This window comes from Lentibacillus jeotgali (assembly GCF_000224785.1).
Classification (GTDB): domain Bacteria; phylum Bacillota; class Bacilli; order Bacillales; family Amphibacillaceae; genus Lentibacillus; species Lentibacillus jeotgali.
In genome coordinates, this window is record NZ_AGAV01000015.1 from 223,084 (window position 1) to 249,933 (window position 26,850).

The following is a 26,850-nucleotide window of genomic DNA, read 5'->3' on the forward strand; positions in this document are numbered from 1 at the left end:
CAGGAAGGAGTTCATGCATTGATTGAGGTTTATACAGACGGCTCATCCAGCGGCAACCCGGGTGCCAGCGGTGCAGGTATTTACATCAAAGCTCACGGGGGAAAATATGAATTTTCGTTTTCGCTCGGCGTCATGTCCAATCATGAGGCCGAGTTTCATGCGGTCTTGAAGGCGTTGGGGATTTGTTTGGAGCATTTTCCGGATGAAATCTTATCATTCCGCTCAGACTCCAGGCTGGTTGTTGACGCGATTGAGGCTGGCTTTATCAAAAATCAGGTCTACAAGCCGCTACTTTCTCAAATTAACGAGAAGGCAAGCAGCTTCCCCTATTTCTTCATCAAATGGATCCCCGAAAAGCAGAACCCTCATGCAGACAGACTTGCCAGACAAGCAATCAGGGTGTAACCGTGCAAGGGGAAAATTGACGTATAAAATTTAGGCTTTAAAATTAGTCTGTATGAGAATTTACATACTTAACTTAATTATGGACACCAACAGACTTGCTTAGAAAGTAGTTTGAATGCTGTCTGTTTAAGAGAAAGAAGGAAACTTAATTGGCAACATCGATCATTAAAGATGCTTTTAAGGTAAAAAGAACCCCTTTTCCGTGGCGAAGGGCAGTCGGAGCGGGATTAAGTGCATCCATTCCCGTCATGATTGGCATCTTGCTTGGGAACTTCCAATACGGCCTAATTGCCGGGATTGGAGGATTTTCATCGTTATATGTGTTTAATGAACCGTATAAACATCGCGCCAAAAAGGTGTTTTTCGTTATTCTGGGCTTGTCTGCTGCCATGGGACTTGGCACGCTGACCGCTATTTCGCCAGTTCTATTTGCGGTCTTGTTGGGGCTGATTGGCGGAGTCGGGACGTTTGTCTTTGGGGCTTTGAAAATCCAGGGGCCGGCTTCGATCTTCTTCGTTATCATATTTGCCATGACATCCGCCATGGAGATTAACCCGAATGACGCACTGCTGAGGGCTGGATTGGTTGCCATGGGTGGTACCGTTTCCTGGGTGGTTGCGATGGCCGGATGGTTTACTGATCCTTACCATCCGGAGAAGAAGTCAATTTATCGCCTTTATGCCACGTTATCGGCTTTACTAGATTCGATTGGAACAGCCAAATTCAATGAGATGAAGGAAAAAACGTTATTTTCGTTACAGGATGCTGAAAGGACACTAGCATCTGGCTATATTTCATGGCGTAGCACCGATTCATTTAAGCGTTTATACGTATTGAAGGAATTGGCACATGGAATCTGGATGGACCTCTTGGAACTGGAGGCTGAAGGCAAAACGGAGCCCCCTTCAGAAATGGGCACTTTTTTAAGACAGGTGACACAATCACTTCGTAAAAAGCATCCGGCGACAAGCATCACTGCTCCTGCTATAAAGCAGTTAAGCACCTTGGAGGAGCGTCTCTTGGCCAATCTTGTCGAGGCAAATGCTGTAATTCACGAGTCGTTCCCAAATTTGGATCAGGAGGTTCATTTGCAGAAACAGCCGATTATAAAAAAATTTGCGGATGCATTTGATAAAAATGCCGTTGTATTCTTAACGTCCATTAGATATGCCATTGTTTTGGGGCTTGCGGCATTGATCGCATTCTCGTTCGAATTTGACCGGTCATACTGGATTCCCGTTTCATGTGGGTCTGTCATGCTCGGTTCAACCATCATCAGTACGTTTCATCGGTCGATTCAGCGTTCGCTCGGCACCCTGTTCGGAATTCTTGTCGCTGTGGTAATTCTGTCCATCAGCCCTGCACCGGTTGTTGTGGCACTATTAATCGCGATGTTTCATTTTCTAACAGAGACGTTTATGGTGCGCAACTATGCATTTGCCGTTACGTTTATCACACCGAATGCGATTTTAATAGCTGAGAGCACAACGCAAATTCAAAACGTATCCTTTTTTGCCAGTGCTCGGATCACCGATGTCATCATTGGTTGTATCATTGGGATTTTGGGTGTGCTGCTCGTCGGCCGTCATTCAGCATCAAGCCGCCTGCCGCATTTATTAGCCAAAACCATTCGCAGTCAATCACAGTTATTTTTCAAAATTTTTTCGGATAAAAGTGTATCCGTTGTTGAGGATTACAGTCGTACGCAAAATAAAATGCGGACGAATTTAAATAATTTACGTACCGTTTACAATACATCATTAGGTGAGATTCCGAATGACTTTGATTATCTGACTCATTTATCGCCGGCTATTTTCTCGTTAGAACAGCTTGGCTACTTTCTTGACACTGCTGCAGTGAGCGGTGGGCGAACAGTATTATCCAAAGACGAAACGGCCCGATTTGTTTATTTTTTCGAGTCAATGGCCCAGTCCATTGAGCAGCAGGAATTGCTTGAGACGTTTGACATTCCTCACATACCGGAACACACGCAGATTCGCCAGGAACTTAATACATTGCAGGAAACATTGACGCTTAGTTTGAACAAGTTAGCAAAACCGGAAGAAAGGGAGTAGCGGCCGGGTTCCGTTCTCTCCTCTCAAACCCCTTTTTGGCTGAAAGGCAGGAATAATTTAATGCCCCGCTTATTCCCCGGCAAGAACTGCATATCGATCAGCAAATGACTTCCGTAAGCTAGCACAAGCGCCCAAAATAGTCCCTGAACGGCAAAGTCCTGATTGATGTAATAGGCGATCACCCCAAAAAACAGCCACCCGATGAGTGAGTGCGTATAACTCCTGTGCGGTACCAGTGCAGCCATTGCGACATAAACACCCGCCAGCCAAACCCATATTTCCGATATGAATACACCTCCTGCAATAATAGCGGCACCACTGATAAACAGCATCAGTTTTTGTGAAAATACCGGTGCGATGAATAACAGAAACACCCCAAGCGCCAGCCCGATGTACTTTTCCGTCCCCGCTAGGCCGAACCAGGCATAAAGACCGGCTAAAATCCCAATTAGCCGCACAAGGTTCTGAACCATTTTATATGACAATGAAATTTTATTGGCAAGTTTTCCGCCTGTATCTAAATCCGGCACCAGTGAGGCAACTATTCCAGCACCCATCAATACGGCGGTGTTAATTGCGTCCTGACCGGTTGACTGGGCTACAGCTATGCTAGTCCCCGCTCCGACGATTGCGTGAATTTTTCCGTCCATTGGCAGTCTCCTTTAATTCGTGATGACAGGGTTATTATACAGGATGCGGGCCTCTTTGTGCAGAGGTTGGAGCGATTGGCCAAGCCATTCACATAACAGTGTATTACCAAAATGGGCTATCCGGCATAGGCTGAGAATGGAAGTATTTTATCTATACAGAGGAGGACTTTGCTGTTATGACGATGCAATCGACAGAAGCAGAATGGCTGGAGCATTTGGTGGAATGGACAGAGCAGTGCGATCAGCTGGTCGCTTCATTAGAAACGCGTTCAGATATGCCAGATTCAAACATTGAACCGGGTGAGTGGCAGCTCCGTTTTCGTGAACTGGGCGAAAGGGCAGATGCTTACCGTGAGCAATTACTGCAGGATGAAGACACGGCTGATACGGCAGTTGATATTAATTCATTGAATGAGAAAGCGCACCAGCTCAGAAGTGAATTTGCTCAATTGATGGAGGAAAACAGTTCCGGCGGGTTTTCAGAAGACAATGAACCTGATGCGGATGATGAGGACAGACAATCAACGACAGCTGTTCCAATTGGCAAACATACCCTGCCGCCGCTCCCGTACGATTACAATGCACTAGAACCGCATATCAGTGAGGAAATTATGCGACTGCATCATGACAAACACCATCAAGGCTATGTGGATGGCTTGAACAAAGCTGAAAAGGAGATGCAAAAAGCTCGGAAAAACGGCGACTTCTCGCTGATCCGGCATTGGGAAGTTGAAGCGGCATTTAATGGCGCCGGGCACTATCTGCACACGATTTTCTGGGAAAACATGAGTCCGAATGGTGGCGGAAGACCGGATGGCCCGATTGCAAAAGAAATCAAGCAGACATTCGGCAATTTTAATAAATTTAAGGAGCATTTCTCCAAAGCAGCTGAAAACGTCCAGTCTGTAGGGTGGGCGCTGCTTGTCTGGTCACCAAGATCACACCGGACCGAAATCTTGCAGGCAGAGAAGCATCAGAACCTCACCCAGCAGGATGTGATCCCATTGCTCGTCCTTGACGTATGGGAGCACGCATATTATCTGCAGTACCACAATAACCGTACAAACTACATCGATGCGTGGTGGAACGTTGTCTGCTGGGACAGTGTGAACAGACGGTTTAACGAGGCGAGAAAGGTAAAGTGGCAGCCGTATTAATCTGTTTAAGTTTAAGATAGCTAAACTTGTGTGAAGCGGCAGTAACTCCACCCCCAACTTGTGCAGGACCGCGCCTAATTCGTGCGCGCATCACATCCCTAAATGACGATTTTCGTTCTTGACTGAAAATCAACTACCTTCCAGTAAATTAAAGTAAAAGCTCCCGGCTTCGTGCCGGGAGCTTCAATACTATGAAAGAATAGCACATCATAATTACATTAACGTCTGGAACCAATACCAAGTCTGGTTCCGACGTAATTGCCGATGATGTATCCGAGCGTTCCCACAACCAGCGTTGGCCCCCTTGAAGCCTTGAAGAGATCGGGGACTTATTGCGCCGTCGGTGTACCAGTACCGGCGGTTTTTATATCATATGTTACTATTGTCATTCAACATCCTCAAAATCCCATTCTATTACTTGCTGCACTATTATTGAATATATAAATTAACCCTAACCCATACTACAGTTGTACACTTTCTGACTTGGGGGGTTGTTTTTTGGCTTTTCCTATCTTCTTCTTTCTGACATGGCTTGTCGGTTCCATATTCGCTGTTATGCGGAAAAAACTATCCTTAGTGGAGAACACGTTTGTATTTCTGATCATCCTGATTGTGAGTATTAATTTTTCATGGATTATTGCGGATGAGTTAAAATTGATTACAGTTACAAAACAAACACTTCCACACACGGCATATTTGATCAACCGCAGCGTCATTATTCCGGTTCTTATTCTAATACAGCTGAATATCTCGATGGCACGTGATTCATTTGGCTGGAAGACGATGATGGTTCTGTTTTCTGTCCTGTTGTTGACTGGCGTAAATTATCTTATGACTGCTTTGAACATGGTGACATACACTAACTGGAATCTTGGCTTCGATGCCATCTACTTTTTGCTTCTCAATCTGGCTGCATTTTTGGCTTACCGCATTATGGAAAAGGCATCTGAGAAAGCGGTGAATCAGACATGATGTTATGGGAAACATTTGGTAAAAATGAAATTTATGTTCTGGTGATGCTGATTGTTGCCTATGCTGCTTTTTTTATATTCCCGAAAAAGATTCCGCGGGACATTACTTTATTGTTTTTAGTTTGGGGGTTTACAATTTCCACATTCTTTGATTTCACCGTTGGCGGTGGATTAATGGATTTTTACAAAGTTAATGACTCAGATAAGTACGAGTTGACCGATCTTCTCACATATTTTTTGTTTGCCCCGTTCAGTTATTTCTTTGTTTACTTTTATCACCGCTTTCAGATTGACCGGAAAACAGTCATTTTCTATATATTAGGGTGGGCAATTCTTGGGCTTGTAATGGAACGGGTATCGAGGTTTATGGAAGTGGTCCATTATCAGAACGGATACAGTATGAAATATTCAGTTGCCGTTTTCCTTGTTACACAGACGATGACCGCACTTTATTATCAATGGACTGTCAGAGAACAGAACAGGATGAGGGGTAGCTCCCGCCTTTAAATCTTCACCAAATCCTTACACCACATTAACTTCTAATTAACATTCAGGTGATATAGTGGATGTATCATAAGGAGGGAGAATAATATGAGTATACGCGCCATGTTCATCGATATGGACGGAACACTGCTTACCTCATTGAATGAAATATCACAGCGTAATGCGGAAGCGATAAACAGACTGAATAATCAGGGTGTGAAGGTTTTTCTGGCGACAGGACGGCAATATGAGATTACGGCGCCATATCATAGGCTGCTTGGTTTGAAGACACCGATGATTTGCCTGAATGGTGCTTCAATCCATGAAGGGTTCACAGGAAGAGTAGCTCAGATGAAACCTGTTGTCCTTGATGAGGCACATTTTCATCGTGTCACGAGTGAACTTCCGTGCAACGTCATCGTGCATACCACAGATGGTCTCTATTGCAGTAGGATGTGCAAGGAGGTGGATGTGTGGACAAAAGAAAGTCATATCCCACCAAAGTATATCGGCGATTTGCGGGATGCGGATTACCGGCGTGCGCTGAAATACACAGTCAAGACCGGCCGTCATGGTTCGCACATGTCACATTTATTCCGTAACGAAGCGGATGTGATTGACTGGCGAGACGGCTTTGAAATAGTCGCTCCTGGTATTTCCAAATGGTCTGGGATTCAATCGCTGATCAAGGCATTAGGCATTAATCCTGAAGAAACAGCTGCAATCGGTGATGGCCCAAACGATATTCAAATGCTGCGAAATGCCGGAATTAGTGCCGCAATGGCTAATGCCGCGCCTGAAGTGAAGGCGGCAGCTGACCATGTCTCTAGCCACCACGAAGAAGATGGTTTGGCTGAATTTATTGAGCGCTATCTTGTACGGTCATTCGCTATATAAAGCTTGATTGAAAGCACATCTCTGGAAGGTAATCCAACTTGTTTTTTGGCCGCGTGACACTTTTTTAACCCCCGGATAGGACAACCCCTTTGCTGATAATCTCAGCTGTTATAACCCCTAATCATTAAAAAGGCCCCCCTGTGGATAAGGGAGGCTCTGTTTTATGAATTTAGTATTTCACCGCAGACTCAGAATCTATTAATCCATGTTCGAAGTTAGAGCCGGTACCGCTGATAGGGTTTGCGGTATTTTCAATAGCTGAACGGATTTCGGCATTATCTCTGCCCTGTGCAGCTAGAAGTCCAGCCAATCCCGCAACGTGCGGTGATGCCATTGAAGTACCGGACATGTATGCGTAGCCATTGCGTTGTACAGTTGAGGCGATATCCACGCCGGGAGCGGCTACGTCAACCCAGCTGCCATAATTTGAGAAGCTCGCCAGGTTATTCTGGCTGTCAACGGCAGCAACGGCAATCACATTGTCATAAGATGCCGGCTCAAACTGGGTAGACACTCCAGCATTTCCTGCTGCAGCTATAACAACTGATCCTTTATTCCAAGCGTAATTGACGGCATCTTCCATTGCCTGTGTATCGCAATCACATCCGAGTGATAGGTTGATAACTTCAGCGCCATGGTCTGCCGCGTATCGAATGCCGTCTACGATGTTCGCCAATGATCCGCTGCCTTGTGCATCCAGCACTCGTACAGCCAGGATGCTTGATTCAGGCGCCATACCGGCAACTCCTGTACCATTATTCGTTTCGGCCGCAGCTGTGCCTGCAACATGTGTGCCGTGTCCATTCTGGTCCAGTGGGTCATCGTCGTTCTCAACGAAATCATATCCAAGAATGGTTTTATCGCTCAAATCTTCATGGTTATAGTCAACACCGGTATCCACCACCGCAATTTCCTGATTGCTGCTTCCGCGTGTAACATCCCATGCATTATTTGTATTTGTTGTAAAAAGTCCATATTGATAATCCCGGTTGGCATATGGGTCATTAGGAGACCATGTTGATTCCATCTTATAGTTAGGCTCAGCGTATTCCACATTCGGGTTATTATTCAGTGCCTTTACGGCTTTATCCACGTTTCCGACTTCCAATACCTTAAATGATGATTTGACAGGGTCCTTATCGGGAGTAACCTGTGCATTCAGTTCATTTAAAGCAGCACCTTTGTTCTGATGAGCTGCATCATCCTCGAATTTGACAATCACCTCTCCCTTTATGTATTCCCCTTGTTCTGCTGTTTGGTTGACTGCTGATGTGTGATCAGCAATGTCATTTCCTTTGTCAGCGGCTTCTCCTGTTATTGGGCATACTGCGAGCAGAAATGCCAGAGCAGCACCGCTTAGAATTGACTTCTTCATGAATTCAGTCCTCCCTTTAAAAAAGCTAATGGTAATGTTCGACAGGTTGGAGCATATTCCTGCTGAATCAGACTTGGGAAAGAACAGGTGAAGAAAGCCATTTCATAAGGAGTCTTTCGCCCCAGACTTGCATATTTAGGGGCAATTCCCCGTGTGCGCAAGGATGACGTGACAAAATAACAAATGTGCTATCAGGCTTTACAAGCAGGATGTCCTGGTTGCAGGTCCTGTGTATCATATGTTCTTTTGAGATAATCATCCTAATGCTAGCTTGTTTGGCGATTAGTGAAAGTAAAGGTAAGGGTAGTGGGCATTTAATTAAACAAAACGAAAACAGCTGCTAGTTATTGAAATAGCAGCTTCTTAGTGGGGTATTATAAAGTGAAGCACTCAAGACAGGTGTATATCAATCAAAAACCTGCCCGCCATTCACATGGAGCACCTGCCCGGTCACAAAGCGGGAGTCATCGGAAGCCAGATAGACGAACGTTGGGGCTACCTCAAAGGGCTGTCCCTGCCGATCCATGGGGTTGCCGGCGAGTGGTACCTGGTCAGCTGAGAAACTCGCGGGAATAAGCGGGGTCCAGATGCGGCCCGGAGCTATGGCGTTGACGCGGATGCCTTTACTGATCAGGCTGTTGGCAAGCGCACGGGTGAATCCGACGTTGGCACCTTTTGTCGCTGTGTAATCAATCAATTGGTCATTGCCGTAAAAGGCAACGACAGACGTTGTATTGATGATCGAACTGCCTTTATTCAAGTGCTTCAGCGCTGCACGGGTTGTGTAAAAGTGTGAATATATATTCACTTTAAATGTATCATCAAACTGCTCATCCGTAATATCCTCGAGATTTAACTGCTGGAACTGGATCCCAACATGGTTACAAAGAATATCCAGTTGTCCAAACGTTTCAACTGTTCTTTCCACAATATCAATGCATTGATGTTTTTCGCGGAGATCGCCCGGCAGTAACAGGCAGCGTTGTCCCAGTTCTTCCACCCGCTGTTTTGTCCGGTTTGCGTCGTCGTGCTCATCCAAATAAGCAATCGAGACATCCGCACCCTCTTTAGCAAATGCAATGGCAGCTGCTGCGCCTATTCCGCTGTCACCGCCTGTAATGAGTGCCACTTTTCCTGTCAGTTTTTCGCTGCCTTGTTCATTTGGATTTTCAATTATCGGCCGCGGTACCATAAGACCTTCGACCCCTGGCTGCCGGTATTGGCGCTGTTCGGGAACCGTGATGGCGACATCCTCATATTGCGTTATTTTCCCGTAGTTGGGATATAACGGGTATTGCCGCTTATGTCTTTTATCTTCAGTCATCAAATCCAACCCTTCCTGAAAATGAGCTTCAGATTTAAGATATGCCAAATAGTCACCTGCCGTGCTTAGAGTGTCTTCCGTACAGGCTCAATTGTGAGGGAAATGAATAGGCTAACAGGGAATACGCGCAGGAAGGAGGTCCGTATTGTGCACGATTACTACTACAATCCTGAAGTGAGATATTTGCTGATTTCTCGCACAGAAGGAAAGGCGAAAGTATTATATGACAATAACCCCAAAAGGTGGTCACTTCCCAAAATTGGACCAAGACCGCCATGTTATACCAATCCGCGTTATGAGCCGTATTATCCGGTCATTTAGTTTTCTGTTTCAACTATATTCTTTGTTTTAAAGGGAAAAAGTCGGTAAAATAGAAATAGAATAAGGTTGAAAGGATTTCACTTCATGGCTGACAATATAACATCGTTTGTTTTCCTATTCGCACTCATGCTCCTGGTCGGTGTATTCACAACAAAATTCTCAGCCCGGCTGGGGTTGCCTTCACTTGTGCTTTTCCTGTTCGTTGGGATGCTGCTCAACGAATTTATTTATTTTGAAAATGTGGAGCTTACCCAGTTCATCGGCATCATGGCACTGATTATCATCTTGTTTGAGGGTGGTACACAGACGAAGTGGAATAATATGCGTCCGGTCCTTGCGCCGGCGGGGGTATTAGCGACTGTCGGGGTATTGTTAACCTCTGTTATCACCGGATTTGCCGCTTATTATATCCTTGATTTGACCATGCTGGAAGGGATGCTGTTTGGTGCGATTGTAGGTTCAACCGACGCTGCGGCGGTCTTCTCTGTCCTTGGAAGTAAAAATATTAATAAGCGATTGACGGCTACATTGGAAGCTGAATCAGGAACGAACGATCCAATGGCGGTCTTTTTGACAGTTGCTTTTATTGAAATGATTAAAGTTCCGGAAACCACCATCTGGTCTGCGGTCGGCGACTTTTTTATCCAAATGGGTCTTGGCTTGATTTTTGGTTTGCTGTTTGGCCGGTTAAGTGTATTATTGATCAATAAAATAAGGCTCGACGTCTCCGGCATGTATCCGCTTCTGGCATTAGGGAGTGCCGTTTTAACGTATGGCGTTACTGATTCTTTGGGCGGCAGCGGATTTTTAGCCGTCTATGTGATGGCAGTCTTAGTCGGCAACAGTGACTTGATGCATAAGTTCTCCATTGTCCGCTTTAATGAAGGGTTCGCGTGGATGATGCAGATCATCATGTTTATCTTTCTGGGAATGCTCGTCTTCCCGAGTGATTTGTTAACGGTCGGCTGGCAGGGGGTTCTGTTAGCGATCATTCTCATGTTTGTTGCCAGACCTGTCGCAACCTTTCTATGTATGATTTTTTTCAAACACAGTGTGAAAGAGCAGATATTCTTATCCTGGACAGGGCTCAAAGGTGCGGTTCCAATCGTTTTGGCAACTTATCCGCTCATTTCCGAAGTAGAAAATGGCTACATTATCTTTAATGCCGTCTTTTTCGTTGTCCTGATTTCAGCGCTTGTACAGGGTAGCACACTGTCACCGCTGGCAACAAAACTAGGACTGACGGAGGATGGAACGGACTTTGATCCGAGCGGGTTTGAAATGATTCCTTTAGGTAATACGGATTCCGAAATCATTAAACTGCCGATTGGCAAAAAAGCTCCGGTTGTTCACTCAACATTAATTGATATTACCCTGCCAAGTGATACATTGGTTGTTGGCATTGTCCGTGAAGAAGAATTGATTACACCGGGCGGCACAACTTCAATTGAAGCCGGGGATACACTGTTTGTCCTCAGTGAAAAGGAAAAACGTTCTAAGGTCAGGGAAGTGTTTTTGGGCAAAAAAGCGAAAAAGGAAAAACCGAAGAAGAAAAAATGGTGGGACATTTTTGGCCGGAAAAAGGACTGATCAGAACCGCTGTCTCGACTAATCACTGCTTCCATAAATAGGTGGAAGCAGTTTTTGTCTTGACATTATCCTGAATTCATAATATATTAGTTCCGTACTTACAAAAAGTAAGTTAGTAATAAAAAGTAGGAGGATTTATATATTATGATTCATATCGGTTTATTGATTATAAGGTTGGTTCTTGGAATCAGCCTGGCCGGACATGGCGCTCAAAAGCTGTTTGGCTGGTTCGGCGGACATGGAGTAAAAGGGACAGGCGGATTTTTTGATTCAATCGGTGTCAAACCAGGTGTACCATTGGCCTTTCTGGTTGGCTTGTTTGAATTTGTCGGTGGACTGCTATTGGCAGCAGGTCTTCTGACATGGCTTGCAGCTGCTCTTATTGTCATTGTCATGATCGGGGCCATCTTTAAGGTCCATTTGCCGAATGGCTACTTTGCCGATAAAGGCGGCTTTGAATACCCATTTGTCATCATTGCGATTGTTGTCGGTATTGCCTTAATCGGCCCTGGCGTTTACGCTATTGGATAAAGTATCAAAAGGCGCAATTCCTTTATGGGATTGTGCCAATTTTTTCGTTATAATCACTGGAATATCAGCCAAAATAAGCATACGACACTGAAGGGAGTGATGAGCATGGGCGAACAATCCCGTTTCCGTGGTGGCCAAAAAGCGCCGAATAATGGCGTTTACATCGAAAAAGGCGAGACAGGTAGCAATGTAGAGGACCCGAGACAAATTGACATGAAAGCAGGCGACAAATTCCCGGAAAACGCCAATCCGGAACGTGTATGGGTCAATAAACGCGATCTGTCCAGACCGGGCGTCCAGGGAAGAGCCAATGACTGACGGCGGGAGAGCAGAACGTTGTTAATACTTACGAATAAGCTGCTGGTATCAGACCGGCAGTTTTTTAATGTGGTTTTATTAGCTAATAATAAATCAGCGACTACAACAAAAGAAAAGCGGTATTTTCGATTCTACATCTTTTCATGCTGAATAAGTTAAAGAGTGGGGATTTTTTCGGTATTAAAAAAGAATTGTATGAATGCTGAAACTTAATGCGTTTGTAATCGTACTGTAATATATAGATCCATTTACATAGCTTGATGGATTGGATTCATTATTTATAAGGGAGCGGATTTTTTGTTTCAAGATGCACTATTTTTAATGATTCTCGCCATTATTGGAGTTGTGGTGGTTGTTGGGGGAGCAATCGCTTTTATTATCTTCAGGCTCCGCTACAAAACAGCAAGCTCCAATGAAGCGCTCATTGTTACCGGACCGAAACTGGGTGATCCGGAAAAAGAGCGGAATGTTTTCCAGGATGAAAATGGCCGTTCAGTCAAAATCATCCGCGGCGGCGGTTACCGTCTCCGTATGTTCCAGACGGCTACACCGATTGACCTGACGTCTTTCCAGCTGCAGGTTGATTCAGAGAAAGCCTATACCAAGGAAGGTATCCCGGTGCGTGTTGTCAGCACGGCTGTCATCAGTATCGGCAGTGAGCTCGAGATTATGGCAAATTTTGCAGAGAAATTTCTCGGTAAAGAGCAGGATGAGCGGGAATCGGAATTAAGGGATGTCTTAAATGGTCATCTGCGTGCGATTATTGCTTCGCTTTCCATTGAAAAGATCTATAACGATTTTAAAGAAGTTAATACGCAGGTGAAGAAGATTGCTGAGGCGGACCTGAAAGGTATGGGTTTTGAGATCACATCATTTGCTTTGAATGATGTGGAGGATGTTGATGTCGAGAACGGCTACATCGATGCCCTAGGACGTCCGCATATTGCCGAAGTACAGAAATTGGCGAACCAGGCAGAATCTGATGCGGAGAAGGAAACCCGCATTTATCAGGCACAGAACGACCAGGAGGCACAGGACGAGGAAAACCGTCGTCAAACAGCCATCGCTCAATCCAAAAAGGACAAAGATATTAAAGAAGCTGAATTCCAGAAAGAAACAAACCGTGCCAGGGCTAACGCAGAACAAGCTGGAGAACTGGAAAAACAACGCCTTGCCCAGCAGGTGAAGGATGAAGAATTGAAGGTTCAATATATTGAGAAACAGCGTGCGGTAGAACTCGAAGAAGAGGAAAATAAACGCCGGCGCTCAATCGCTGATGCGGAAGCCTATAAAACGACCAGAGCAGCTGAAGCAGATGCGGAGAAAGAACGGATTAAAGGTGAATCTGAAGCTGAAGTTATCCGTCAGCGCGGTATTGCCGAAGCAGAATCCAAAGAACGCATGGCTCAAGCAATGGAGCAATACGGGGAAGCAGCGATTATGGAAATGCTTATCAACGTTCTGCCCGAATATGCTGAAAAAGTGTCCGCACCGATATCCCAGATTCAGGATATGAAAGTGATCGATATGGGCGGCAGCGATTCGCAGGGCGGTTCATCAAAAGTCGCCAATAATGTGACCTCAACCATGCTCGGCATTCAGGAATCCTTGAAGGAAACGACCGGCATGGATCTGAAAGCGATGCTTGAGAGCTATGTATCCCGCGGAAATGCTGATCATTTTGGCGCCCAGAAGGAAAAATATTATCAGGAAGCTTCAGCCGCCAAGGGGTCGGATGGAGATGATGACGGCTCAGTAGACAGCGACCATAATGAACAGTAAGGTCCTATCCTGTCATGGCTGAGCACATAAAAAACCGGGGCTTTTACTTAGATAATGGTGAAAGTCGCGGTTTTTAAATAGTATTAAATACTTACTTACGGCATAAGTGCAACGAAGGGATTGGCGATTAAAGCTTAACAATGAGCCAATTTTACTAATAAAATTTCCTTTTCAAGAGGAATTGGCATGTTTATTGTCGAAAGTGGAATATGGGCGTTAATATTAAAAATTTATAAGGAATGAATGCTGTGTCTCGAAAGGTCTTATTATGGTCGGGTCTATTCATGTTTATGATGGGTCATCTTTTCCTGGTGGGTTTATTGGAATTTAATCCTGTTGCCGGTAATGAAGTTATGGTGTACTTAATTATTATTGTAGGGCTGTTTTTAATTGGCGTTTCTAATTTGCTGAAGCAGCAGCGATAGCTCGAGTATTGGGGAAGACGGAAAACATGAGCAGGATGTCGTGAACATCAGCAGAAGGAGGAAATTATCAGCAGAACATCGAAAATATCAGCAGAAGAAGGGGATTATCCGCAGAACATCGAAAATATCGGCAGAAGAAGGAAATTATCCGCAGAACATCGAAAACATCGGCAGAAGAAGGAAATTATCAGCAGAACATCGAAAATATCGGCAGAAGAAGGGGATTATCCGCAGAACATCGAAAACATCGGCAGAAGAAGGAAATTATCCGCAGAACATCGAAAATATCGGCAGAAGAAGGGGATTATCCGCAGAACATCGAAAACATCAGCAGAAGAAGAAAATTTTCAACAGAACTCCGCATACATCGGTAGAAGAACAGAAACATCAGCAGAACAGCTGCTTCGGCTCTGTACACCCAGTGAAAGTGATGTGATAATAGTTGGTGTTATACATCTGTAAAACATACAAGCAATAGAGACCGTATAATCAACGACAAAAAAGGATGTCAGCAATGAAAAAATTTATTATTTTTGCGCTTAGTTTCATCGTGCTGTTCGTATTGTTCCAAATCTTATCTGGACTGATTCTCACCTATGTATACACTCCGGATATAGAGGAGGCGTGGAACCTGAGTGCTGCGTTATCCCGCGAAACTGAAATTAACAGCAGTAGCAGTTCCTTTTTAATAACATTCTTTATTGCCTTGCTTTCAGCCACAATCGCTTATTTTATCCCGAAAAAATTTTAGCTGTGTTATATTAGAGGACCTCGTACGGAATAATGAAAGTGATTGCGACCCTGTGGTGAAGCGCTGGTTTTTGCGCTGCATGTGTGACTGTAATCGGCGGATTTTTGATTGCGCTGACAGGATACATTACAGCCAACTTATTATTTAATTTGCTTAATCCCCTTGTATATCCCAGGAGGTAATCAACCAGGAAGAGGTGTTATAAATGAATAGCTGGCTGTACGGTCTATATGCACTTATATTGGGTCTGGTTTCGATTGTGACCGGAGAAATCATAACGTTTGTTATGCTGGGCCTTATTTTAATGAGCCTTCAAAATATTCATTCTACATTAAAACAGATCCTTATGGCTCAAAAAGAGCAAAATTGAATAATAAAGTTGCCCTGCCCTTGCAGTGTTGGTAGTTGTTATTCAAGTTATAATAAGCTGGATATAATTTAAGCCCTGTAAAACTTAGGATGGTTTTAATGGAAATTGGAAAACATCTGGCTTATACGAAGAAAAAGAATCCATTTTGAAAAAAGAGTGATCAAAATGGATTCAACTAGGTTGACTATAACCGGTATTATTCAGCTTCCTTTAAGTCTTCAATGGAATCAATATCCATGTAGGAAGGTACAACGAGGCCATTCCGTGTACCAGTCAGGTTAACGCCTAAATCTTCAAAGTCTCCTTCATACTTTTCATAGTAATCAGCATGTGTTGAAGGTAACCATGCACCTACCATTGCGTCTGCACTTCCATCTGCGATACTGGCAAACATTGGACCCGGTTCCACTTGCATTAATTCAACTGAGTAATCTAACTTATTTTCCAATACGTATTTTACAACATTAGAACTGGCAATTACATCGGCCCAGGCAACATACGGTACTTTTACTGTCGCTCCGTTTCCAGGCTCTGCACCTTCTATCCAGGAATTAACCAAGTCTTCATTATTTTCGACCCATTCTTTGGCTGCTTTTTGTTCGTCCATACCTTCTTCAATATTCAGCATGACCTCTTGCAGGTGATCCGGCTTCCACTTGAATTGATCAAAAAACGTATATGCTCCAGGCATGTCTTCCTTTAAACCTTTGCGTACAAGTGTATTTATATTTTCTTCTCCACCATAAACCTCTTTAGGGTCATCCAGCATTTTGAGGTCATACTCAAAAAATTTCCAGTGTGGAATCCAGCCAGTCACGATGATTGGCTCTTCTTTATTAATCGCTCCATCTAACTCTGCTGTCATAGCCGCACCGGAGCTTTCCTTAAGTTCCCAGTTCTCTTCAAGGCCATACTCAGATAATACGTTTTTCGTTTGTCCCATAATACCAGCGCCTGGGTCAATCCCAATGATCTCATGATCAACCTTTTCACCCACAGAAGCGTTCTCATTATTTGAGTTCTCACTACCTCCACATGCTGTTAAGCCGATTGATAAAGTTAGAGCTGAAGTAATTCCTAAAAACTTTTTTAACATTATGTAGAACCTCCTTGATGACTTTATGTTCAATTTTGTTTCCAAAATAACGGCTAACCTATTAAGTGTCACATATTAGAATTGCAGTCTCAAAGTTCAAAATCTGTCATATTCTTTAATGAATCTTATAATGTTAATATTTTGTCGATATAATAAGGAATATATATAGAATTACTCTGTTTTTCGTTAGTTTAGATTAATATAACCCCTTTTTCACCTTCACGCCAAAAGCCTCAATAAATTGCGCAGCCTGTTCAGGTGCGATTACTGCACCACGCAGCCCTTCCCCGTCGATATGTAAATGGGTGAACTTGCAGCGGCTAAGGTCGACATGTTTGAGTGAAGTTCCCGTGAATTGCACATCTTCGATGACTGAAGTGCCAAGAAGTAGGTTGTCCTGGGCGGCATCAATGAAGTTGGCACCTTTTAATAAACAGTTATCAAACTGTACATCCCGAAGTTCGGTCAGGTTACAGAGAATATATGGGGCCTGACAATCTGTCCAAGTCACATCTTGCATTACAGCCTGGTCAAAATCAGTACCCGTGAGCTTGCAATTACGGAACTCGACCCGCTTAAACCGTGCGCCATTCAGTCTGACGCCAGAAAGGTCACAATTATCAAAAGTGACATCCAACCACTGGGAAAAAGGAAGCTCTGTATCGGTAAACGCGACACCTTTGAAATGAATCTGATCAAACCGGACATGTTCTGCATGTACCGGGCCGATTGCGGTCCTGATCGTACCCATTTCGTAAAACATCTGATCTGTCAGCTTATCAGTTTTGATAATATCTAATTGTCCCGGTAGATCCGGTTTCTGGATGCATCTATTTTTCTTTTTCACAGTTGCAGCCTCCTTTCATAGAAATTATAGATGAATATTGAGAAGCCTTCAATTCAATAATTATTTTGATGATCGAAACGTTAAATCATATTTTACCATATAATTAGGTGGTGCAATCATCTGCCTGTAAAGCTCGATTCGTTCAACTAACATTCAGAAGGATAAAGTTCCCTTGAATGAATCCCCACTTTATCGACAGTTTGTATTATTTCCCGGGAAATATCGACAAAAATATTGCGTACGCTGAGTTTACTTCAAAGTTATAGTTTTCTTCGGAATTCGTCGCTTGCCAGCAGCATATACACTTGTCTTCCCCAGACTTTTACCATTTCGGCGGTTGTATTTTCCTGAATGGCAATTGCCTCAACACTCATCCCGCCAATGATGTGCAAATAAATCCACTTCCATTGATTGACGGTTAGGTTCCTGCGTAGATTGGACCACAGGCTTGGATCCTGCAAAACGACAGGAATTGGTACATACGTGCACGGCCCCTTTTCGAATAAATGTGTCATTTGTTTTCCCCCTATAGAAAGACTTCCTCATACTTATAATCGAAGTGAAACGCAAAAAAGGGGCATGATAAATAAAAATTTTTTGCTGGAATATATGTCTGCCAACACGTACAATGGTGGTAAAGACTGTAAGCGAAAGGATGAGACAGAATGGGGCAGGATATTAAAGGAAAAGTTGCCTATATTACGGGGGCCGGAAGCGGCATAGGCAGGGCAACAGCGCTTGAGTTGGCGCGTGTTGGTGTACATGTCGGGCTGATTGCACGGACAGAGAACAAGCTAAAGGCAGTGGCAGAAGAGGCTGCAGCCCAAGGCGTGAAAACAAGCTACGCCGTTTGCGATATCGCCAAAATAGATGATGTGAATCTGGCAGTCGAACACTTGAAAAGCAACCTTGGTGCTGCTGATATTCTCCTTAACAATGCCGGTGTCGGTCAGCGCGGTGATTTTCTCGAAGTTAATCCGGATGAGTGGAAGCATATATTGGAAGTAAATGTGTTTGGTACATACCATGTTACGCGCGCTGTGCTGCCGCAAATGATTGAGAAAAATCAGGGCGATATCATGAACATTTCATCAAGCAACGGGTTAAAAGGAACAGCGAAATCGACGTCGTACAGTGCGTCTAAGTTTGCTATACAGGGTATGACAGAGGCGCTCATGCAGGAAGTTCGCCCGTACAATATTCGTGTCTCCACACTTAACCCGAGCATGGTCGGGACGGAAATGATATTCGGAGATAATCCTGATAAAAATGATAAGGAGAAATTCATGCAGCCGGAAGACCTAGCGGAATATATGGTATCGCAGCTACAGCTGCATCCGCGGATTTTCATCAAACAGTCGCTGCAATGGGCGACAAATCCGTTTTAACAAGCACTGTCTGATAAAAATAGGGGGCGAATGCATGAAGCAAATAAAAAAGGCTGTTGTGTCAATTTCAATGATTAGGATCAACCTTTATAACCTTATCACAACTATTGCAATGCTTGTGGTTGTGATGACCCTGCATGCGTAATTGTTGAAGCATTCGTTATAACATTTAGTATGCCGTGTATCAATAACGTCTGCTTATAGGTTTCCAGAATTTAAAAATGCTTTCACAACAGCGGAAAAAAGAGGCTTTTGCCCCTTTAGCTCGATTTCGTTCTATTAATAATAATAGAACGATTTCTCAGTTCCTCCTTTATTAACTGGATAAATTCGTTATCTAATTTGTGATCGACTGCCCGATGGTATAATTCAACGAGCAATTCATCTGATAACTGTCGCATGGCATTTCTCGATAAGCTCCTTTCCTCTTGATACTCTAACCTTAGGCATAATACTATATATCCCGATTGTTGCAAGGAAAAACCTCAATTTTCGCCAAAAAACGGCAACGTTATGGCTTAATTTCCAATTAGAAAATCGAATTAAACTTGTAATAAGAGCCACAAGTTTCAAAAGACAGCCATCACGCAAAAAATTGCTTTATAAGTTCGATAAACCGCATAACAATCGGGGGCTGGTAACGGTTTTTGTCATAGGCGAGATAGACGATCCGGGAGATGCTGTCACTGTCTATTTTTTTGATAGCACAGTCCGTCTGTTTGGAATAGCGGACGTAATTCTCCGGTATGACAGTAATGCCGAGCCCGTCCTCCACAAGGCTGCAGCCTGTTTCGAACCATTCGATCTCAAACTGGATGTTCGGTTTAACACCCGATTTGCTGAAGGCATTCAGGATGTCCTGCCTTGTTTGGAATCCCTCTTTGCAAACGATGAAGTTTTCCCCTTCCAGGTCGTGGATTTGCACTGTGTCTTTCCGGTTTAACCTGTGGCCCGGAGGAATGAGTGCGACGAGATTTTCCTCATAGATTGGAATGGTTTCGATATCTTCCTGGTAAATGTACTGATTGGTGATAGCGAGATGGATATCAAAGCTATTAAGGGCTTTCATGACATCGGTGAGACTTAACGTTTCGAGCAGGCTGATACGCACATCATGATATTCGCGCTTGAAATGCGATAGTATGTCGGGTATGAAAAACATCGATGATTCTATCAGACCGATTGACAGTTCCAGCGGTCCTTGTTGCTTGAGACGATCCATTTCAAAGGAGACGTGCTCATAATGGTGGAGCAGTTTCCGGGACTCCAGATAGAGAATCTGGCCTTCTTTCGAAATCTGGAGCTGCCGTTTAGAACGGTCAATTAGAATTAGACCAACTTCCTGCTCCAACTTTTTGATTGCAGCACTTAATGATGGCTGTGAGATGTGCAGTGTACTGGCGGCCCTTGTGTAAGTTTGCTCATCGACAAGGGTGATGAAGTATTTTAACTGGCGTAAATCCATAGCATACAACCTCCTATAGACAAAAACTATCGAAATATAAAAAATGAGTATTAGTCATTATACCATAGATGAATTATAATAGTTATTAAAGTTGATATTTTCAAAAATTAGCAGCATGACAGGGGTGGTTGATATTTATAGACAGACGGATAAGGAAGTCTGGTCCGGCAGGGTTGATGATGAAGCGGACCCGGCTACTTTTCGATTTCATCAGATGGTTCAGGCGCTCGGAATTGGTGAGCTGACGGGACCGGTTAAAAATGGATTTGGCATCATTGGGTTTGCCAGTGATGAAGGTGTCCGGCGCAACAAGGGGCGGCAGGGTGCTGCACATGCGCCTGATGCAATCCGCCGATTTTTAGCTAAATTGCCGTATCTTATGGATGGGGAAACGATTGATACTGGCAATGTTCATTGTGAAGGTGAAGCGTTGGAAATGGCACAGGCTGAACTTGGCCGCCATATTAAGACGATTTTTCAGGCAGGGGCCACACCGATTATTTTTAGCGGTGCGGTATGATGATTTGATTATGACTTTGTGCACCGATTCAATCGTGTCATCGGCAGCACCTGGGGTGAGTGCTCCGTCCCCGCTTGGACTTAATCCGAAAACGGTCAGGTCAATTTTAGCCTATGCCGCGGAAAAGTATAATTTGCTCAGTTTTGATATATCAGAGGTGAACCCTTTGGTGGATGAGGGTGACAAAACGATCAAACTGGCTGCTTATTTGGCAGCGGAAGTGATTCGGAATTTTCACAGGTGATATTTGCAACTCCTTAATACACATCTTTAACAATTACCCTCTTTCCTCTATAATAAGTCAGAGAACCATCATTCGCGTGGTGGTTCTTTTTTGTTCATAAATAGAGGAGATGACCCTGTTGAATAACTGGCGCGCATTTGCTGAGGCAATTGTGGTGGCACTGGCCGGTGTTACCATATTTTCAGTTACGAATATCCCGCTCCCGTGGCTGATCGGCCCACTTGTGGCTGTTGCAGCTTGGCGGATTACGACTCAACGAGAACTGTATTGGCCGTTTACCTTTCGAAAAATAGCGATGGTTCTGCTCGGTTATTTAATCGGCACGTCATTTACACAGGATACGCTGGTTGAAATGGGTAACCATGTGCCGTCAATGATTCTAATAACCGCTCTGACCGCTACATTCAGCCTGATGCTGGGATTCATATTTTCAAAGCTGACCGGCCTTGATCTTTCCAGCTGCATGATTGGGATTATTCCAGGCGGTCTGTCGCAAATCATGGTTCTGCTTGATGAAATAAAAGGTTTGAATTCGACGATCATCATGTTTCTGCAGAGTATGCGCGTGATGGTGATAGTTATTGTTGTACCGATCGTTACGGTGTATATATTTGGTGGTGAATCCGGCGCAGAGCTGAGCGGTATGGGCACCAGCTCTGTCACTTGGGCGGACATGCCGTGCTATGCATTCCCTTTATACCCGATGCTTATGACGGCAGGGGCGTGGCTTTTTGCCCGTCTGCGGATTCCGACCGCATTATTGCTCGGGCCGATGGTGCTGACAATTGTTATGACGTTTGCAGGCCTGCCTACTCCCGAACTTCCAGTGGCGTTCATTAATCTGGCACAAGTTTTTATCGGTGTGCATATCGGTTTACAAATGCAGCCGCGCGACCTGCCTGATTGGAAGCGAATTACCGGCTATACCGTCGCTACGATTGCTGTTCTGGTGTTTTTTGGGCTTGTTATTGGTTATGGGCTGGCAATGTTATATGATTTACCGTTCCCCACGGCACTGTTGAGCACGGCGCCGGGGGGCATGGTGGAAATGGGCCTTACTGCAGTGGCAGTCGGAGGTGATGTTTCCGTGGTAACCAGCTACCAGCTTTTCCGGCTGCTTATCATTATGTTGTTTGTGCCGTTTTTCTTTAAATGGCTGAATAAGCGGGGTGCAGGCAGCTCGCGAGGTTAGAGCTGAGGATAAACAGCTGGCGTATTCAGTTTTGAAACGGTAATATAAAGACAGACCTGATAGAAAGGAAGATTCATTCTGAAGTTTTTCCGTCCGCTTGAAATCATTCTCGCTTTGTGCGTAACCATTTTGCTGGTTTACGATTATTTTCCTGATATCCCGTTTGTGGAAGCCGTGCCGTTGGAGCTCTTAATCGTTGCGATGCTTGTCTTATTTATGGTAACTGTTTACCGCAACCGGAAACATAACACGGATCAAAAAACTGTATTCCGGTCACAGCTTTTCTTCCTCGTCTATATTGTTGCGTTAATGGTCCTGCTGACGGCCTTAGGCGGGGAATCACAAGTCGGTATTTCGTTTGATAAAGGGGTTTTCTGGGCTGCTGTGGCGATAGCCATTATGGAAATATCGTTTCAGTGGCGCCGGATGCAGCAGGAAGAGTAGGATTGTGCAAGGAAAGCGAACTTACGGATTTATACTGTTTTGTTAGAACTCTTTTCGGAGCAGGTGTAACCTCTTAAACACAATTTCTTTAACATTAAATATTTTAGTGTTAAAATAAATGTGTTAAAAGAGGAGTGATGATTATGGGTAAAATACAGGATAAAGTCGCGATTATTACTGGTGGAGCAGGCGGGATTGGCAAAGGCATGGCGATGGCTTTTGTGAAAGAAGGTGCCAAGGTGGTGATTGTGGACTTGAATGAGGAGGCCGGTCAGGATTCAATAAAGGAATTAAAGCAGTACCAGCCGGAATCCATGTTCATTCAGGTGAATTTGGCTGAGCATGACAAATTGAAGGACATCATCGGTCAGGTTATAGAAAAGTATGGAAAATTGGATATTCTCGTCAACAATGCGCACGCATCCAGAAATAAGCCTTTTCTGGAAACAGATCAAAAGGACTTGGATCTGTCATTTGATACTGGTTTCTATCCGACCTTTTATCTGATGCAGGCAGCCATACCACATTTGAAAGAAACGAAAGGCAACATCATTAATTTCGCATCCGGTGCGGGGATACAGGGTCATGCGACTCAAACGGCTTATGCGGCAGCGAAGGAAGCAATCCGTGCTATTACGCGGGTTGCAGCCAATGAGTTTGGCAAAGATGATATTAATGTTAATCTGATCGCGCCAATTGCCAATTCACAGGGTGTGCAGGAATGGGCTAAGGCTCAGCCGGAGTATTATCAGGAAGTTGTTTCAAAAATTCCAATGCAGCGTTTTGGTGAGTTAGAGGAAGACATTGGTCCCGTGGCGGTTTTCCTGGCAAGTGATGAGTCCAACTATATTACCGGCCAAACCATCAACGTTGATGGCGGATCTGTCAAATTCTAGCGGTGATCGAATGAGCGATAATATTTTAGAATTGATTCGTGCAGTTGAATTGTTCACCAATAAATCGATTATCCGTTTTAATGAGGCATATGAGCATAATATCGGAATTTCATCAATTCTCGTTCTGGCTGAGTTAAATAAGAAGGGACCGCAAAAGTCATCAGCAATTGCAAAAGAACTTAGCTATACACCCGGAGCAATGACGAATATTGCAAACAAACTGATCAATGAGGGTTATGCCGTGCGCCAATATGATGAAAAGGATCGTCGGAGGGTGATGCTGGCTATCACTGATCAGGGCCAACATGCGCTTGAGGATGCACAAAAGACAGGACAAGTATTACGAAAAGATGTATTTGAAACATTAACCGAAGAAGAAATTCGGCAGTTCCGTGCTATTTATGAGAAGCTGCTGGATCAGCTGGACACATAATAGAAGATTGACATATGGGATGAGTTAAAGAAATAGTTCCATCTAAAAAGACAATTGCCCTTTTGTTATACTGAAAAGAAAGGGGGGGTACCGAAATGACTGAACAGGTGAAACATGCGATACAAGACGATTATCCGGCAGATTTTTCCCATTGCTACGGATGCGGGCGACTGAATCAGGAAGGCCACCATTTCCGCACTGGCTGGAACGAGGATCAGACGGTCACCATCTACACACCAAAACCGGAACATACTGCAATTCCAGGTTTTGTATATGGCGGGCTTATTGCATCATTGGTTGACTGCCATGGAACTGGTTCAGCGTCGTTGGCATTGCATCGTAAAAACGGGCATGAGCCTGGCGGCGCTCAAGAACCGCCGCGGTTTGTCACGGCAGCATTAAACATCGATTTCCTTAAGCCGATCCCGCAGGATATACCGCTCAAAGCAATTGGAACACCCGAAGAAGTGCATCCAAAGAAGTTTAACATACATACAAAAGTTTTTGCGGGTGATACGGTCTGTGCAAAGGCTGTGGTGACAGCTTCTGTTATGCCGGCATCATTTACACAACAGACAACAGAATGATTAGACGGCATTAGATCGGCATTCACGGAAAGGCTAATGACCATTATATACAGGAAAAGAAGAAGGAAAAGTGCAATCACTTTTCCTTCTTCTTTTTCTTTTTAAATTCTTCCCGGATTTTTTCGTTCATCACGCGGCTGATGCCGACGGTGCTTTCAACGTCCAGCACAAAGGCAATCCCTTTACCCGGCTTTTTCAATTCAGCGTCTTCATTAATAGTTTTAAGTACTTCCGTCGTTTTGTTCTTATCGATGAGTGTCAATACCACTTCTTTCTCAGGTTCGATCATAATGTTGAATAGTTTGGCCTTCTCGTGAACACCGGTTCCGCGTCCATGCAGGATGGTTCCTCCTTCCGCCCCGGCTTTTCGAGTCGCATCCACAACTTTTTCCGAATCGCCCCTGTTGACGATGGTAATGATTAAATCATATAGAACGTCCTGATCTTCCTTCATGATATCAACACCCTCCTCATCTGTTGCATCGCCTTCCTCACCATGCCACCCCAGCAAATGATTGATTCCGGCGATTTTTTTCGTATCGATTACAAATCCGATGCCCTGTCTCGGCTTATTCAGCTGAACAGAATCGATGATGGCGTGTTTGACATCATCAAAAATTTCATCGGATACAAGTGTCAGTATGACGGCTCTTTCACGTTCCGCCGGTATGCCTAAAATCCGCATCTTTTCGTTGAGCCGGATTCCCTCGCCTAGCAGGGTGGTTCCGCCTTGAGCCCCGGCGTTTCGTGAAGCCTGCACAACCTTTTTGGCCTTATCTTTTTTAACGATCGTGATGATGAGCTTCTGCCCCTGAATCGTCACTGACATACTGACTTTTCTCCTTTCTGCTGTACAGAATACCAAGCGTTAACACTGATAATATAGGAGCCAATGCGACCATTGCAACCATACCAAACCCATCAAGTAACGGGTCGCGTCCTTCTATCTGTCCGGCGATGCCGGTGAACATGGCCAGTATGAATGTTGCCGTCATTGGCCCCGTGGATACCCCGCCTGAGTCGAATGCGATTGTTGTAAATGTTTTTGGCGAATAGCGAACCATTACAAACGCTATTATATAACCTGGAATGATAAAATACCATAGGGAAAATCCAAAAATTAGCCGTATCATTGACAGTGCGACCGAAATGCCGACCCCTATTGATAATGTATACAGCAGTAGTTTTTCCGGGATATAACCACCGGATACTTTCTCAGCCTGCTCAACCATGACGGCAACAGCAGGTTCTGCATAGATGGCAAAAAAGCCAATGATAAATCCGATTGGTATCAAAACCCATTTATATGACATATCCCCCAGAACATTCCCCATTTGTTCCCCGAAAGGCATGAACCCGATGTGAACGCCCTGCAGGAAAAACGCAAGTCCAAAAAATGTCAGAACGAAGCCGATTCCGATGTCCAATAGCCGGCGAACCGGCAGTTTCAGAAAGACAAAGTGAAAAATGGCAAACAAAACAGCCAGAGGCAACAGCGCAATCGCCACCTCTTGCATGGTCTGGGGGAAGCCTTCAAATATGTGCAAATTCATCCGTAAATCACCCCCAGAATCAGTACCGATAAAATCGGGCCGATAGAAGCGAGACCGACAAGACCGAATCCGTCACTTGAGGCTGTTTTACCCCTGATAACGGTAGCAACCCCGACGCCCAATGCTAGGATGAATGGTACAGTCAGTGGCCCGGTTGTGACACCACCAGCATCAAACGAAATTGGTACAAAGCTTGATGGCGCAAAAGCAGCTATCAAAAAGATAAGCGCATAGCCGCCTGCCAGCAAATAAACAATGCTGATATTAAACACGATACGGAACATGGCTAAGGCTACAAAAATACCTACACCAATAGCGACTGACATGATTAGAACGCTCTGCGGAATAGCTCCCCCGGAGACATCATCAATTTGCGAGGAAAGAACGCGCACATCGGGTTCAGCAAACGTTACAACTGCCCCGAGGAGAAAGCCAAACAATACAATGATCCAGATCTTTTTGGTCTTGGATAAAGCTGATCCGATCATTTCTCCGACGGGAAGCAGTCCTACATTAACGCCCAGAAGAAAGAGGATAAGGCCGATGCCAACAAACAAGACGCCAATTAAAAATTGCACAAACGCCTCCATCGGCAGCCAGATGATTGTGAATTGCAGTGCGGTTATAACGAGTGCAATCGGCAGGATAGAATAAATAACCTCAAAAACAGTGTCCTTAATATTGTCCATAAAAAACCCCCAGGTGTGTTTGGTGATTTGTTGCTAGCGAAGAAACGTATATTGGAAGATTAAGATCAAAA

34 protein-coding genes are annotated in these 26,850 nt (G+C 44.4%); 23 read left to right on the top strand and 11 right to left on the bottom strand.

Features of this window, described 5'->3' with window-relative positions; genetic code table 11:
* Positions 1–18: 18 nt before the first annotated feature.
* Both ON01_RS12570 and ON01_RS12575 read left to right on the top strand, forming a co-directional pair.
* Positions 19–405 carry a reverse transcriptase-like protein gene (locus ON01_RS12570; RefSeq protein ID WP_029329117.1) on the top strand — a complete coding sequence of 129 codons (387 nt, stop codon included), beginning with the start codon at positions 19–21 and terminating at the stop codon, positions 403–405.
* 149 nt (positions 406–554) lie between these two features.
* Positions 555–2,480: an FUSC family protein gene (locus ON01_RS12575; RefSeq protein WP_010531407.1), complete on the top strand. Its 1,926-nt coding sequence runs from the start codon at positions 555–557 to the stop codon at positions 2,478–2,480.
* Between the two features lie 23 nt (positions 2,481–2,503).
* Here ON01_RS12575 and ON01_RS12580 read toward each other — a convergent pair whose 3' ends face one another.
* Positions 2,504–3,130: a metal-dependent hydrolase gene (locus tag ON01_RS12580; RefSeq protein WP_010531408.1), complete on the bottom strand. Its 627-nt coding sequence runs from the start codon at positions 3,128–3,130 to the stop codon at positions 2,504–2,506.
* 176 nt (positions 3,131–3,306) lie between these two features.
* Between ON01_RS12580 and ON01_RS12585 the strand changes: the two genes are divergently transcribed.
* From ON01_RS12585 to ON01_RS12600, 4 genes are all read left to right on the top strand, one after another.
* Positions 3,307–4,287, top strand: a complete 981-nt coding sequence (locus tag ON01_RS12585) for a superoxide dismutase (protein ID WP_010531409.1) — start codon at positions 3,307–3,309, stop codon at positions 4,285–4,287.
* Positions 4,288–4,785: 498 nt separating this feature from the next.
* On the top strand, positions 4,786–5,259 hold the full coding sequence (locus tag ON01_RS12590) for a hypothetical protein (RefSeq protein ID WP_010531410.1): 474 nt from the start codon (positions 4,786–4,788) through the stop codon (positions 5,257–5,259).
* Positions 5,256–5,765 carry a hypothetical protein gene (locus ON01_RS12595; protein WP_010531411.1) on the top strand — a complete coding sequence of 170 codons (510 nt, stop codon included), beginning with the start codon at positions 5,256–5,258 and terminating at the stop codon, positions 5,763–5,765. Before ON01_RS12590 ends, ON01_RS12595 begins: the two co-directional genes overlap by 4 nt.
* Before the next feature lie 84 nt (positions 5,766–5,849).
* On the top strand, positions 5,850–6,638 hold the full coding sequence (locus tag ON01_RS12600; RefSeq protein ID WP_010531412.1) for a Cof-type HAD-IIB family hydrolase: 789 nt from the start codon (positions 5,850–5,852) through the stop codon (positions 6,636–6,638).
* A 169-nt stretch (positions 6,639–6,807) separates the two neighbouring features.
* On the opposite strand, the gene ON01_RS12605 is transcribed toward ON01_RS12600, so the two are convergent.
* Positions 6,808–8,013 carry a S8 family peptidase gene (locus tag ON01_RS12605; RefSeq protein WP_010531413.1) on the bottom strand — a complete coding sequence of 402 codons (1,206 nt, stop codon included), beginning with the start codon at positions 8,011–8,013 and terminating at the stop codon, positions 6,808–6,810.
* Positions 8,014–8,419: 406 nt separating this feature from the next.
* A complete protein-coding gene (locus tag ON01_RS12610; RefSeq protein ID WP_029329118.1) occupies positions 8,420–9,337 on the bottom strand; it encodes an SDR family oxidoreductase in 918 nt (305 codons plus the stop codon).
* Positions 9,338–9,484: 147 nt separating this feature from the next.
* Between ON01_RS12610 and ON01_RS19535 the strand changes: the two genes are divergently transcribed.
* The 9 genes from ON01_RS19535 (at position 9,485) to ON01_RS19545 (ending at position 15,425) form a co-directional block, all read left to right on the top strand.
* Entirely contained in the window at positions 9,485–9,658 is a 174-nt protein-coding gene (locus tag ON01_RS19535) for a hypothetical protein (protein ID WP_245545003.1), read from the top strand.
* An 84-nt stretch (positions 9,659–9,742) separates the two neighbouring features.
* Positions 9,743–11,248 carry a potassium/proton antiporter gene (locus ON01_RS12615; protein WP_010531415.1) on the top strand — a complete coding sequence of 502 codons (1,506 nt, stop codon included), beginning with the start codon at positions 9,743–9,745 and terminating at the stop codon, positions 11,246–11,248.
* A gap of 144 nt (positions 11,249–11,392) precedes the next feature.
* Positions 11,393–11,779, top strand: coding sequence for a DoxX family protein (locus ON01_RS12620; RefSeq protein WP_010531416.1), 387 nt, complete (start codon positions 11,393–11,395; stop codon positions 11,777–11,779).
* Between the two features lie 105 nt (positions 11,780–11,884).
* Positions 11,885–12,097 (top strand): YjzC family protein, encoded by a 213-nt coding sequence (locus ON01_RS12625; RefSeq protein ID WP_010531417.1) that lies wholly within the window; start codon positions 11,885–11,887, stop codon positions 12,095–12,097.
* A gap of 297 nt (positions 12,098–12,394) precedes the next feature.
* Positions 12,395–13,879, top strand: coding sequence for a flotillin family protein (locus tag ON01_RS12630; RefSeq protein ID WP_010531418.1), 1,485 nt, complete (start codon positions 12,395–12,397; stop codon positions 13,877–13,879).
* Between the two features lie 248 nt (positions 13,880–14,127).
* The gene (locus ON01_RS19540; RefSeq protein WP_175284950.1) at positions 14,128–14,304 is read left to right on the top strand and encodes a hypothetical protein; all 177 of its coding nucleotides are present in this window, start codon (positions 14,128–14,130) and stop codon (positions 14,302–14,304) included.
* A gap of 40 nt (positions 14,305–14,344) precedes the next feature.
* On the top strand, positions 14,345–14,740 hold the full coding sequence (locus ON01_RS12635; RefSeq protein WP_010531419.1) for a hypothetical protein: 396 nt from the start codon (positions 14,345–14,347) through the stop codon (positions 14,738–14,740).
* 78 nt (positions 14,741–14,818) lie between these two features.
* The gene (locus ON01_RS12640; RefSeq protein WP_010531420.1) at positions 14,819–15,055 is read left to right on the top strand and encodes a hypothetical protein; all 237 of its coding nucleotides are present in this window, start codon (positions 14,819–14,821) and stop codon (positions 15,053–15,055) included.
* 205 nt (positions 15,056–15,260) lie between these two features.
* Complete coding sequence (locus ON01_RS19545) at positions 15,261–15,425, top strand: hypothetical protein (protein WP_010531421.1); 165 nt, start codon at positions 15,261–15,263, stop codon at positions 15,423–15,425.
* 196 nt (positions 15,426–15,621) lie between these two features.
* On the opposite strand, the gene ON01_RS12645 is transcribed toward ON01_RS19545, so the two are convergent.
* The 3 genes from ON01_RS12645 to ON01_RS12655 form a co-directional block, all read right to left on the bottom strand.
* Complete coding sequence (locus ON01_RS12645) at positions 15,622–16,521, bottom strand: glycine betaine ABC transporter substrate-binding protein (RefSeq protein ID WP_010531422.1); 900 nt, start codon at positions 16,519–16,521, stop codon at positions 15,622–15,624.
* 196 nt (positions 16,522–16,717) lie between these two features.
* Positions 16,718–17,368 (bottom strand): pentapeptide repeat-containing protein, encoded by a 651-nt coding sequence (locus ON01_RS12650; protein WP_010531423.1) that lies wholly within the window; start codon positions 17,366–17,368, stop codon positions 16,718–16,720.
* A gap of 260 nt (positions 17,369–17,628) precedes the next feature.
* On the bottom strand, positions 17,629–17,883 hold the full coding sequence (locus ON01_RS12655; RefSeq protein WP_010531424.1) for a hypothetical protein: 255 nt from the start codon (positions 17,881–17,883) through the stop codon (positions 17,629–17,631).
* 150 nt (positions 17,884–18,033) lie between these two features.
* On the opposite strand from ON01_RS12655, the gene ON01_RS12660 reads away from it, so the two are divergent.
* Entirely contained in the window at positions 18,034–18,756 is a 723-nt protein-coding gene (locus tag ON01_RS12660) for a 3-ketoacyl-ACP reductase (RefSeq protein ID WP_010531425.1), read from the top strand.
* 260 nt (positions 18,757–19,016) lie between these two features.
* Here the strand turns inward: ON01_RS12660 and sda are convergent, their stop codons facing one another.
* Together sda and ON01_RS12665 are read right to left on the bottom strand one after the other, a co-directional pair.
* Positions 19,017–19,157 carry a sporulation histidine kinase inhibitor Sda gene (gene sda, locus ON01_RS18990; protein WP_010531426.1) on the bottom strand — a complete coding sequence of 47 codons (141 nt, stop codon included), beginning with the start codon at positions 19,155–19,157 and terminating at the stop codon, positions 19,017–19,019.
* A gap of 182 nt (positions 19,158–19,339) precedes the next feature.
* Positions 19,340–20,221 carry a LysR family transcriptional regulator gene (locus tag ON01_RS12665; RefSeq protein ID WP_010531427.1) on the bottom strand — a complete coding sequence of 294 codons (882 nt, stop codon included), beginning with the start codon at positions 20,219–20,221 and terminating at the stop codon, positions 19,340–19,342.
* 124 nt (positions 20,222–20,345) lie between these two features.
* Between ON01_RS12665 and ON01_RS19930 the strand changes: the two genes are divergently transcribed.
* The 7 genes from ON01_RS19930 to ON01_RS12700 all read left to right on the top strand — a co-directional run bounded on the left by ON01_RS19930 (position 20,346) and on the right by ON01_RS12700 (position 24,537).
* The gene (locus tag ON01_RS19930) at positions 20,346–20,741 is read left to right on the top strand and encodes an arginase family protein (RefSeq protein WP_029329119.1); all 396 of its coding nucleotides are present in this window, start codon (positions 20,346–20,348) and stop codon (positions 20,739–20,741) included.
* Positions 20,742–20,751: 10 nt separating this feature from the next.
* Positions 20,752–20,985: an arginase family protein gene (locus tag ON01_RS19935; RefSeq protein ID WP_245545004.1), complete on the top strand. Its 234-nt coding sequence runs from the start codon at positions 20,752–20,754 to the stop codon at positions 20,983–20,985.
* 118 nt (positions 20,986–21,103) lie between these two features.
* A complete protein-coding gene (locus ON01_RS12680) occupies positions 21,104–22,177 on the top strand; it encodes an AbrB family transcriptional regulator (protein ID WP_010531428.1) in 1,074 nt (357 codons plus the stop codon).
* Positions 22,178–22,291: 114 nt separating this feature from the next.
* A complete protein-coding gene (locus tag ON01_RS12685) occupies positions 22,292–22,621 on the top strand; it encodes a hypothetical protein (protein ID WP_138919781.1) in 330 nt (109 codons plus the stop codon).
* Positions 22,622–22,764: 143 nt separating this feature from the next.
* Positions 22,765–23,517, top strand: coding sequence for an SDR family NAD(P)-dependent oxidoreductase (locus ON01_RS12690; protein ID WP_010531430.1), 753 nt, complete (start codon positions 22,765–22,767; stop codon positions 23,515–23,517).
* Positions 23,518–23,527: 10 nt separating this feature from the next.
* Entirely contained in the window at positions 23,528–23,950 is a 423-nt protein-coding gene (locus ON01_RS12695) for a MarR family winged helix-turn-helix transcriptional regulator (RefSeq protein WP_010531431.1), read from the top strand.
* A gap of 95 nt (positions 23,951–24,045) precedes the next feature.
* Complete coding sequence (locus ON01_RS12700; protein ID WP_010531432.1) at positions 24,046–24,537, top strand: PaaI family thioesterase; 492 nt, start codon at positions 24,046–24,048, stop codon at positions 24,535–24,537.
* Between the two features lie 76 nt (positions 24,538–24,613).
* Here ON01_RS12700 and ON01_RS12705 read toward each other — a convergent pair whose 3' ends face one another.
* Genes ON01_RS12705 through ON01_RS12715 form a run of 3 tightly spaced genes read right to left on the bottom strand, consistent with a single transcriptional unit; the run spans position 24,614 to position 26,779 of the window.
* Positions 24,614–25,366, bottom strand: a complete 753-nt coding sequence (locus ON01_RS12705; RefSeq protein ID WP_010531433.1) for a P-II family nitrogen regulator — start codon at positions 25,364–25,366, stop codon at positions 24,614–24,616.
* Positions 25,320–26,090 carry a DUF1538 domain-containing protein gene (locus ON01_RS12710; RefSeq protein ID WP_010531434.1) on the bottom strand — a complete coding sequence of 257 codons (771 nt, stop codon included), beginning with the start codon at positions 26,088–26,090 and terminating at the stop codon, positions 25,320–25,322. Before ON01_RS12710 ends, ON01_RS12705 begins: the two co-directional genes overlap by 47 nt.
* Positions 26,087–26,779 carry a DUF1538 domain-containing protein gene (locus ON01_RS12715; protein WP_010531435.1) on the bottom strand — a complete coding sequence of 231 codons (693 nt, stop codon included), beginning with the start codon at positions 26,777–26,779 and terminating at the stop codon, positions 26,087–26,089. The genes ON01_RS12710 and ON01_RS12715 overlap by 4 nt, the downstream gene beginning before the upstream one ends.
* Between the last annotated feature and the right edge of the window lie 71 nt (positions 26,780–26,850).